Origin of the sequence: Streptomyces sp. SID5785 (assembly GCF_009870065.1) — a bacterium.
In the GTDB taxonomy this organism is placed as follows: domain Bacteria; phylum Actinomycetota; class Actinomycetes; order Streptomycetales; family Streptomycetaceae; genus Streptomyces.
The window spans coordinates 1-9,504 of record NZ_WWIA01000128.1 but is presented as its reverse complement, the minus strand read 5'-3'; the positions used below and the strand labels follow the sequence as shown (position 1 = coordinate 9,504).

The 9,504-nt window shown below is 76.0% G+C and carries 8 protein-coding genes, 1 pseudogene and 1 riboswitch; of the genes and pseudogenes, 1 reads left to right on the top strand and 8 read right to left on the bottom strand.

What is annotated here, in order from left to right; genetic code table 11:
- Positions 1-114: 114 nt before the first annotated feature.
- The 3 genes and pseudogenes from cobC to GTW43_RS03855 all read right to left on the bottom strand — a co-directional run bounded on the left by cobC (position 115) and on the right by GTW43_RS03855 (position 1,975).
- Positions 115-1,203 (bottom strand): Rv2231c family pyridoxal phosphate-dependent protein CobC, encoded by a 1,089-nt coding sequence (cobC, locus tag GTW43_RS03860; RefSeq protein ID WP_343245890.1) that lies wholly within the window; start codon positions 1,201-1,203, stop codon positions 115-117.
- 81 nt (positions 1,204-1,284) lie between these two features.
- Positions 1,285-1,458 (bottom strand): annotated as a pseudogene (locus GTW43_RS38445) (CbiX/SirB N-terminal domain-containing protein); the annotation flags it as partial.
- A gap of 136 nt (positions 1,459-1,594) precedes the next feature.
- Positions 1,595-1,975 carry a cobalamin biosynthesis protein gene (locus GTW43_RS03855; RefSeq protein WP_343245889.1) on the bottom strand — a complete coding sequence of 127 codons (381 nt, stop codon included), beginning with the start codon at positions 1,973-1,975 and terminating at the stop codon, positions 1,595-1,597.
- 60 nt (positions 1,976-2,035) lie between these two features.
- On the opposite strand from GTW43_RS03855, the gene GTW43_RS03850 reads away from it, so the two are divergent.
- Complete coding sequence (locus tag GTW43_RS03850) at positions 2,036-2,767, top strand: ZIP family metal transporter (protein ID WP_161300194.1); 732 nt, start codon at positions 2,036-2,038, stop codon at positions 2,765-2,767.
- Positions 2,768-2,769: 2 nt separating this feature from the next.
- Here GTW43_RS03850 and GTW43_RS03845 read toward each other — a convergent pair whose 3' ends face one another.
- From GTW43_RS03845 to GTW43_RS03825, 5 genes are all read right to left on the bottom strand, one after another.
- Complete coding sequence (locus GTW43_RS03845) at positions 2,770-4,161, bottom strand: cobyrinate a,c-diamide synthase (RefSeq protein WP_161300193.1); 1,392 nt, start codon at positions 4,159-4,161, stop codon at positions 2,770-2,772.
- A complete protein-coding gene (gene cobO, locus GTW43_RS03840; protein ID WP_161300192.1) occupies positions 4,158-4,757 on the bottom strand; it encodes a cob(I)yrinic acid a,c-diamide adenosyltransferase in 600 nt (199 codons plus the stop codon). Before cobO ends, GTW43_RS03845 begins: the two co-directional genes overlap by 4 nt.
- Positions 4,757-6,811 carry a putative cobaltochelatase gene (locus GTW43_RS03835; protein WP_161300191.1) on the bottom strand — a complete coding sequence of 685 codons (2,055 nt, stop codon included), beginning with the start codon at positions 6,809-6,811 and terminating at the stop codon, positions 4,757-4,759. The genes cobO and GTW43_RS03835 overlap by 1 nt, the downstream gene beginning before the upstream one ends.
- Positions 6,812-6,899: 88 nt before the next feature.
- On the bottom strand, positions 6,900-8,432 hold the full coding sequence (locus tag GTW43_RS03830) for a cobyric acid synthase (protein WP_161300190.1): 1,533 nt from the start codon (positions 8,430-8,432) through the stop codon (positions 6,900-6,902).
- A complete protein-coding gene (locus GTW43_RS03825; protein ID WP_161300189.1) occupies positions 8,429-9,385 on the bottom strand; it encodes a cobalamin biosynthesis protein in 957 nt (318 codons plus the stop codon). The genes GTW43_RS03830 and GTW43_RS03825 overlap by 4 nt, the downstream gene beginning before the upstream one ends.
- Positions 9,386-9,418: 33 nt before the next feature.
- A riboswitch (cobalamin riboswitch) is annotated at positions 9,419-9,504 on the bottom strand. This riboswitch is flagged as partial in the annotation.

The following is a 9,504-nucleotide window of genomic DNA, read 5'->3' as shown; positions in this document are numbered from 1 at the left end:
GAAGGCTGCGCGCAGCGCATGCCTTCAGGGGCGCGGGGCTCTGACTATTGGCGGCTCCGCCGCGGGGCGCGACCAGCCCCCACCGGGGCGTACCCGGCGACGAGACCCCCGGAGCTACGGCGCGAGGATCCGGCCCAGCGCGGAGACAAGCGCATCGGACGTGCCCCGCTCCCGCACCGCGACCCGGATCCAGTCCTCCCCGAGCCCGGGAAACGTGTCACCCCGCCGCACCGCGATCCCCACCCCCCGCAGCGCCTCCCGCACCGCGGCGGCCCCCGGCACCCGCACGAGGACGAACGGCCCCTCGGCCGGCCCCACCACGGACACCCCGGCCGACGTCAGCTCCCGCAGCCGCCCCACCAGATACTCCCGGTCCGCCGCCGCGCCCCGCGCCGCGGCCGCCGCCTCCCGTACCCCGTGCTCCGACACGCACGCCTGCGCGGCGACCAGCGCCGGTGACGACACCGGCCACAGCGGCTGCGCCCGCGCCAGCTCCGCCACGATCTCCGGCGCGGCCACGACGTACCCGATCCGCAGCCCCGCGAGCCCCCACGTCTTGGTCAGACTCCGCAGCACCACGAGCCCCGGCACGTCGGTGCGGCCCGCCAGCGACTCCCGCTCGCCCGGCACCGCGTCCATGAACGCCTCGTCGACCACCAGCACCCGCCCGGGCCGCGCCAACCGCGCGAGCACCCCGGCCGGATGCAGGACCGACGTCGGATTGGTGGGGTTGCCGACGACGACCAGGTCCGCGTCCGGCGGCACCAGCGCCGGGTCGAGCCGGAACCCGTCCGCCTCGCGCAGCAGCACCCGCTCCACCACGTGCCCCGCGTCGGCCAGCGCCGCCTCCGGCTCCGTGAACTGCGGATGGACCACCACCGGACGCCGCACCCGCAGCGCCCGCGCGAGCAGCACGAACGCCTCCGCCGCACCGGCCGTCAGCAGCACCCGCTCCACCGGCACCCCGTGCAGCCGCGCCACCGCGGCCCGCGCCCGGCGCCCGTCCGGATACGCCGCGAGGCCCTCCAGCGACGCGCCGATGCGCTCGCGCAGCCAGTCCGGCGGTGTCCCGGTCCGCACGTTCACCGCGAGATCCGTGAGCTTCTCGCCGTCGTCCCGCACCTCGGCGTCCCCGTGATGCCGCAGTCCGGGCAGGTCCGCCCCGCCGACCGGTCCGGCGTCCGGCGCCTGCGCGCGGCCCACCGTCACCTCCGGGTGGGCCGCCGCCCACAGCGCCACCCGCTCCCCGAACCCCTCCTCGGGCAGCGGCTCGTACGGCAGGACCACGATGCGCCGGGCGCCGAGCGCCCTCGCCCGGTCGAGCGCCGACAAGACCGTGGGGGCGGCGCCCGTGCGGAACGCCGGGACCACCTCCTCGTAGCCGCCGTGATCCCACAACAGACGCGCACACGCGGCGAGTTCGGCGCGCGCCAACGGGTCCGCCGATCCTTCGCCCACGAGCAGCACCGTCACCCCGGCCCGGTCCGCACCGTCCAGGACGTCGTCGAGCCGCGCCGCGAGGGCGGCGAGCAGGGCGGGGGAGGGGGTCTGCACGGAGGGCTCCTTGAGGGGGAGACGAGTGAGGGGGAGTCGGTCAGTCGGCCTGGGCGGCCACGGCACAGGTGACGCGGCCGGGGCCGCCGTCCGGGCCCCGCGACGCGCGTTTGGGCACGAGCAGCACGCCGCCCCCCGCCAGCGCGGCGGCCTCCGCGACCGACGGCGTGCCCGCGGCCGCGCGCACCCGCGCCGACGGATGCGGCACCGGCACCGCCGCCAGGTGCTCGGCGGCGTAGGTCTCCAGCGGCACGCCCAGTGCCTCGGCGGCCCGCAGCAGGCCCGGTTCGCGCCCCTTCGCCGTGACGGTCGCCAGCGCGCGGACCCGGTCCGGGGGCACGCCCGCCTCCGCGAGCACCGCCCCGACCAGCGCGAGGACCTCGACCGCCGGGGCCCCGGAGCGGGCGCCGACCCCCACCACGACACGAGCGGAGGCACCCCGGATGTGCGGCGCGGGGGTCGGATGGGTTAGCAAAGGCGCATGGCGGTGTTCGTGGCGCTCGGCGCCTTTCTCATGACCCTGGTCGGCGGCTGGACGGCGCAGCGGGTCACCGACCGGCGCCACCTGGTGCTCGGTCTCGCGGGTGGACTCATGCTCGGTGTGGTCGGACTCGACCTGCTGCCGGAGGCCCTGGAGGCGGCCGGCGGTGACGTCTTCGGCGTGCCCGCGGCCCTGCTGCTGTTCGTCGCGGGCTTCCTCGCCGCACACGTCCTCGAGCACCTGCTCGCGCACCGGCAGGCCGCCCACGGGGCCGAGGAGAACGGTCACGGCCGGGTCCCCGAGGTCGGACTCACCGCCGCCTCCGCGATGGTCGGGCACAGCCTCATGGACGGCATGGCCATCGGGGCCGCCTTCCAGGTCGGCGGCGGCATGGGCGTCGCCGTCGCCCTCGCCGTGATCGCGCACGACTTCGCCGACGGCTTCAACACGTACACGCTGACCAGCCTGTACGGGAACGCGCGCCGCAAGGCCGTCATGATGCTCTTCGCCGACGCGGTGGCACCCGTGATCGGCGCCGCCTCCACCCTGCTCTTCACCATTCCGGAGCAACTGCTCGGCGGCTATCTCGGCTTCTTCGGCGGCGTCCTGCTGTACCTGGCCGCCGCCGAGATCCTGCCCGAGGCCCACCACGAGCACCCGGCCCGTTCGACCCTGCTGTGCACGGCCCTGGGCGCGGGGTTCATCTGGCTCGTGGTCGGCGTCGCGGGCTGACGTCACGGCGTCGCGCACCGCTCGACCAGGCGCCGCGCGACGTCGGGGCGGCCCGCCCAGTGCGTGTGCAGATAGCTGGCGTGCACGCCGCCCTGCACGAAGCCCTCGACGCGGGGCCGCGGCAGGCGCATGCCCCACGCGGGCGCGGGCCCCGCTCCCGGCTCCAGGACCGTGCGGTGGAACTCGTGGCCGCGCATCCGCGCTCCGGCGGGCGCGAGCACGCTGTCCGACACGGCGACCGCGTCCCGGTAGCCCAGGGTCAGCCGCGACGACATCCGCGCGTGGGCGTCGAGGACGCCGCACATCGGCTTGTCGTCGAGCGAACGGGCGAGGTAGAGCAGGCCCGCGCACTCGGCGACCACCGGGGCGCCGGAGGCCGTCAGGTCCGCGACGGCCTTGCGGAGCTGCTCGTTCGCGGAGAGCTCGGGGGCGTAGACCTCGGGGAAGCCACCGCCGATCACCAGCGCGGCGGTGCCCTCCGGGAGCCCCTCGTCGTGGAGGGGGTCGAAGGCGACGGGCTCGGCGCCGGCCGCGGTGAGCAGTTCGGCGTGCTCCGCGTAGGAGAACGTGAAGGCGGCGCCGCCCGCCACCGCCACGACGGGCCGCACGCGCGGGCGCGCGGGGGCTGCTCGCCCGGCCTGCGGCGCCCCGTCCGGGGCGCCGGCACTCCACGCCTGCGTCGTCAGCGGCGGGGCCGTCCTCGCCAGCGCCAGGAGGGCGTCGAGGTCGCAGCCCTCCCGGACCATCGCCGCCGCGGCCCGGACCGAGTCGACCGCCTCCGTGCTGCGTTCCGCGACCGGGACCAGGCCCAGGTGGCGGGACGGCGTGGCGACCTGCGGGGTGCGGCGCAGCGCGCCGAACACCGGCACGCCGACCTCCTCCAGGGCCTCGCGCAGCAGCTCCTCGTGCCGGTCCGAGCCGACCTTGTTGAGAATCACGCCGGCGAGCCGCACCTGCGGGTCGAACGACGCGAACCCGTGCACGAGCGCCGCGACCGAACGCGACTGCGACGACGCGTCGACCACGAGCACCACCGGCGCCTTGAGCAGCTTCGCGACGTGCGCCGTCGACGCCAGTTCGCCCTCGCCCGACACCCCGTCGAACAGGCCCATCACGCCTTCCACGACGGCCAGTTCACAGCCGCGCGCCCCGTGCGCGAACAGCGGCGCGACCAGCTCGGGCCCGCACATGTACGCGTCCAGGTTCCGGCCGGGGCGGCCCGTCGCCAGCGCGTGGTAGCCCGGGTCGATGTAGTCCGGCCCCACCTTGTGCGGGGACACGGCGAGGCCCCGCTCCGCGAACGCCGCCATCAGACCGGTCGCGACCGTCGTCTTGCCGGTCCCGGACGCGGGCGCGGCGACGACGAGCCGCGGAACCGGGACGGAGGTCGTCACCACTCGATGCCCCGCTGGCCCTTCTGACCCGTGTCCATCGGGTGCTTCACCTTCGACATGTCCGTCACCAGGTCCGCGAACTCCACCAGCTTCTGCGGCGCGTTGCGGCCCGTGATCACGACGTGCTGGGTCCCCGGACGGTCGCGCAGCACCTGCACCACCTCGTCCACGTCGATCCAGCCCCAGTGCATCGGGTACGCGAACTCGTCGAGCACGTACAGCCGGTACGTCTCGGCGGCCAGGTCCCGCTTGACCTGCTCCCAGCCCTCGCGGGCCTTCTCCTCGTTGTCGGCCTGGTCGTCACGCTGCACCCAGGACCAGCCCTCGCCCATCTTGTGCCAGTCGACGGTGCCGCCCTCGCCGGAGGCGCCGAGCACCTTCAGCGCGTTCTCCTCGCCGACCTTCCACTTCGCCGACTTCACGAACTGGAACACTCCGATCGGCCAGCCCTGGTTCCAGGCCCGCAGCGCGAGCCCGAACGCGGCCGTCGACTTGCCCTTGCCGACGCCCGTGTGCACGAACACCAGCGGACGGTTGCGGCGCTGACGTGTCGTCAGCCCGTCGTCCGGCACGACACTCGGCTGTCCCTGCGGCATTACGCGGCCCTCCCGCTGCTGTGGTTGCTGCCCTGTCCCCGTACGTCCTTGACCAGCCCGGCGATCGAGTCCGCGCGCAGCTCGTCCAGGGTCACGGCCGTCCCGCCGAGCCGCGTCGCCAGCTGCCCGGCGAGCCCGAGCCGCACCATGCCGCTCTCGCAGTCCACCACCACGGCCGCCGTGCCCTCGGCCGCGTGCAGCCCGGCCGCGCGCTCCGCGAGCCGCACCGGCTCGGGACCGCCCGTCGCCCGGCCGTCCGTGACGACCACCATCAGCGGGCGCCGCGCCGGATCGCGCAGCCGCTCCACGCGCAGCACCTCGTGCGCCTTCAGGAGCCCGGCCGCCAGCGGCGTGCGGCCGCCGGTCGGCAGCGACTCCAGACGGGCAGCCGCCGCGTCCACGCTCGACGTCGGCGGCAGCGCGACCTCCGCGCCCGTCCCGCGGAACGTCACCAGCCCCACCTTGTCCCGGCGCTGGTACGCGTCGAGCAGCAGCGACAGCACCGCGCCCTTCACCGCACCCATCCGCTGCCGGGCCGCCATCGACCCGGACGCGTCCACGACGAACAGCACGAGGTTGCCCTCGCGGCCCTCGCGCGTCGCCTGCCGCAGATCGTCCCGGCGCACGACGAGCCCCCGGCCGCTGCGCCCGCGCGCCCGCTGGTGCGGCGCCGCCGCCTGCACGGTCGCCGCCAGGTGCAGCTTCGTCAGCGCGCCGCGCGGCCGCGTCGAGCCCGTCGTGCGGCCGTGCTCGGTCCGGGCCCGCGAGCGCCGTCCGGCGGCCCCGTCACCCAGGCCCGGCACGCTCAGCACCTTCGTGCGGAACGGCTCACCGGCGCTCACCGCGCGCTGCTCCCGGCCCCCGGCCGCGGCCGGCACCTGGGCGTCGCCCGGCTCGGAGTCGTCGGGCGCGTCCTGCGGCAGGCCAGACTCCGGCCCGCTGTCCTGCGGCGGCACCCCGCCGCCACCGCCGCCGTCCGGACCCGGGCCACCGCCGTCGGGGCCGTCGCCGTCCGGCTCCGGATCGGGCTCGGGCTCGTCGTCCGGGCCGAACTCGTCCAGCGTCTCGTCCAGCTTGTCCTCGTCGAGGCCCGGCGCGTCGAACGGATTACGGCGCCTGCGGTGCGGCAGCGCGAGCAGCGCGGCCTGCCGCACGTCCTCCGCGAGCACCTCGGTGCGCCCGGCCCACGCGGCGAGCGCCGTCGCGGTACGGGCCATCACGATGTCGGCGCGCATGCCGTCCACCTCGAACGCGGCGCACGTCGCCGCGATCTGCGTCAGCGCCCGGTCCCCGAGCGCGACCCGGGGCAGCAGGGCGCGGGCCGCGACGATCCGCGCCCGCAGCTCCGCCTCCTCGCCGGCCCAGCGCGCCACGAAGCCCTCGGGCTCGTCGTCGTAGGCGAGGCGCCGCCTGACGACCTCGACGCGCTGCTCCGGCTCCCGGGACGCGGCGACCTCCACGGTCAGCCCGAACCGGTCGAGCAACTGGGGCCGCAGCTCGCCCTCTTCGGGGTTCATCGTGCCCACGAGGAGGAAGCGCGCCGCGTGCCGTACGGACACGCCCTCACGCTCGACGTAGGAGGCGCCCATCGCGGCGGCGTCGAGGAGGAGGTCCACGAGGTGGTCGTGGAGGAGGTTGACCTCGTCGACGTACAGGATGCCGCGGTGCGCGTCCGCGAGCAGTCCGGGCTCGAACGCCTTCACGCCCTCGGCGAGGGCGCGCTCGATGTCGAGCGCGCCGACGAGCCGGTCCTCGGAGGCCCCGACCGGCAACTCGACCATGCGCGCGGCCCGTCGGGCCCCGTCGAGGTCCGCGTGCGGCCCGTCGGGGCACTGCGGATCGGGCGCCGCCGGGTCGCAGGAGAACCGGCATCCGGCGACCACCGGGACATCCGGCATCAGCGCCGAGAGCGCCCGCACGGCGGTCGACTTGGCGGTTCCCTTCTCACCCCGCACGAGCACACCGCCGACGGCCGGTGACACGGCGTTCAGCAGCAGGGCCAGCCGCAGGTCGTCCTGCCCGACGACGGCGCTGAACGGATACGGGTTGCTCATCGGACGGACTCCTCCGGGTAGGTGCGCACCGACAGGGGGCGAAGCCCCCGGGGCCGGGACGGGAAAGGGCGGCGGGGGCGGCTTCTCGTCACGGCGCCCCCGGCGGCACGAACGGCAGCCCCGGCGGAGCGCCCCCCTCGATCAGCCGCCACAGACGATCCGTGTCGGCGTGCTCCGCGATCAGATCCCCGAGCCGGTCGAGCTGCTCCTCCCGCAGCGCCGCGAACGACGTGTCGGGCGCGGGCACGAACCGCCGCCCCGCAGCTGCCGCGACCTCCCGCAGGAACGCCCGCCGGAACCCGTCCGACTCCAGGCACCCGTGCCAGTGCGTCCCCCACACCGACCCGACCCGGCACCCGTCCAGGCTGCGTCCCCGGTCGTCGGAGACGAACCCGTCCCCGCCGAGCACCTCGGCGACCCCGTGATGGATCTCGTACCCCGCGACGGGCTCGCCCAGGGCCCGGCCCACGGGCCGGGCCAGTGTCTTCTCGCGCGCGAAGCGCACCCGGACCGGCAGCAGCCCGAGCCCGTCCACCACCCCGGCCCGCGACTCGACCTCGTCCTCGATCCGCTCCCCGAGCATCTGGTAGCCGCCGCAGATGCCGAGCACGGGGCGTCCCTCGGCCACCCGCCGGGCCAGCGCGTCCGCGAGACCCCGCGCGCGCAGCCACTCCAGCGCCTTCACCGTGCCGCGCGTGCCCGGCACGACCACCAGGTCGGCGTCGACGAGCTCCTCGGCCCGGTCCACGAAGCGGACCACGACGCCCGGTTCGGCGGCCAGCGCGTCGACATCCGTGAAGTTCGACATCAGCGGCACCGCGCACACCGCGACCCGCAGCACGTCCGCGCCGACCGGCGGCGCGACGACGGACTCGCGCACGGTGCCGCGCAGCGAGACCCGCAGACCGTCCTCCTCGTCGATGCCGAGCCCGTGCGCGTACGGCAGGACACCGTAGGTGGGCCGCCCGGTCAGGGACTCGAGCATGTCCAGGCCGGGTTCGAGCAGGCTGACGTCGCCGCGGAATTTGTTCACCAGGTAGCCCGCGAGCAGGTCCTGGTCCTCGGGCGCGAGCAGTGCCGTGGTGCCGAAGAACGAGGCGAAGACTCCGCCGCGGTCGATGTCGCCGACGACCAGGACGGGCAGCCGCGCGGCCCGCGCGATGCCCATGTTCACGATGTCGGTCCGGCGCAGGTTGATCTCGGCCGGTGAGCCCGCCCCTTCACAGATCACGGCGTCATGACTGCCCCGGAGCTCCTCCAGACATCCCACGACGGTGTCGAGCAGGGCGGCCTGCCGCCCCCCGTGGTAGCCCCGGGCGCTCAGCTCGCCGACCGGTTTGCCCATGAGCACGACCTGGCTGCTGCGGTCACTGCCCGGTTTGAGCAGGACCGGGTTCATGAGCGCGCTCGGCTCGACCCGGGCCGCCTGCGCCTGCATGGCCTGTGCCCGGCCGATCTCGGCGCCCTCGTGCGTCACGAACGAGTTCAGGGACATGTTCTGCCCCTTGAACGGCGCGACCTTCACCCCCTGGCGCACCAGCCACCGGCAGATCCCCGCGGTGACCACACTCTTGCCCGCGTCGGAGGTCGTGCCCGCGACGAGCAGCCCCCCGCCCTTCACCGGCGTCCCCACAGCAACCGCGCGCCCACACACACTCCCAAGGCAGCCAGACTCACCCGACGCGACAACCGCGCGGCCCGTTCCACATCCCGTACGTCCACCGTCCGCCCTCGCGCGTTGAGCACCGGCCGGTGCTCGACGCGCCCCGCGTACGCCAGCGTGCCGCCGAGCCGGACCCCGAGCGCGCCCGCGAACGAGGCCTCGACGACGCCCGCGTTGGGGCTCGGATGGCGCTCCGCGTCGGCGCGCCAGGCCCGCGCCGCGTCCCCGGGCCGGCCGCCGGTCAGCACCGCGAGCGCGCCGGTGAGCCGGGCGCCGGGCCAGCCGGCGACGTCGTCGAGCCGGGCCGAGGCCCAGCCGAAACGGCGGTAGCGGGGCGACTTGTGACCGACCATCGCGTCCAGCGTGTTCACGGCACGGAAGGCGAGCAGCCCGGGCACACCGGCCACGGCGCCCCACACGAGGGCGCCCACGACCGCGTCCGAGGTGTTCTCGGCGACCGATTCGACGACCCCGCGCGCGATGCCGTCCGCGTCGAGGCCCTCGGGGTCGCGCCCGCACAGCCGGGGCAGCAGCTCCCGCGCCAGCTCGACGTCGCCCGCCTCCAGCGCGGACCCGACAGCGCGTGCCTCGCGGCCCAGCGAGGTGCCGCCGACCACGGCCCAGGTCGCGGCGGCGGTCAGCGCGACGGAGGCGGCGGGGGAGCGGCGTACGGCCCGTGCGGCCACGGCGCCGAGCGCGGCGGCGCCACCGGTGCACACGGCGGTGTGCAGTGCGCCCCACCCGCGATGGTCCCGCCACAGCAGCCGCTCGACGGCTCCGGCGGCGCGGCCGAATCCGGCGACGGGGTGCCCGCGGCGCGGATCGGCGACCAGCAGGTCGCTCAGCAGTCCCAGGGCGGCACCGCACGCGAACACGCGCTCGGCCCGCCGCGCGCCGCGCAGGGCGAACATGGCGGATGTCCTCACTCAGGGTGTCCACGCCCTGGTTCGACGAGACCGGCAGCACGAGTTCCTGGCTCGCCCTCCGGGGGAGGGCTGACAGTGGCGGGACCGCGCCGGATTCGCACCGG

What these genes read in the sequence shown, in the direction of transcription:
- GTW43_RS03850 (WP_161300194.1), top strand. Translation starts at nt 2,036, where the DNA reads ATGGCGGTGTTCGTGGCGCTCGGCGCCTTTCTCATGACCCTGGTCGGC.
- GTW43_RS03825 (WP_161300189.1), bottom strand. Translation starts at nt 9,385, where the DNA reads ATGTTCGCCCTGCGCGGCGCGCGGCGGGCCGAGCGCGTGTTCGCGTGC.
- cobO (WP_161300192.1), bottom strand. Translation starts at nt 4,757, where the DNA reads ATGCCGCAGGGACAGCCGAGTGTCGTGCCGGACGACGGGCTGACGACA.
- GTW43_RS03835 (WP_161300191.1), bottom strand. Translation starts at nt 6,811, where the DNA reads ATGAGCAACCCGTATCCGTTCAGCGCCGTCGTCGGGCAGGACGACCTG.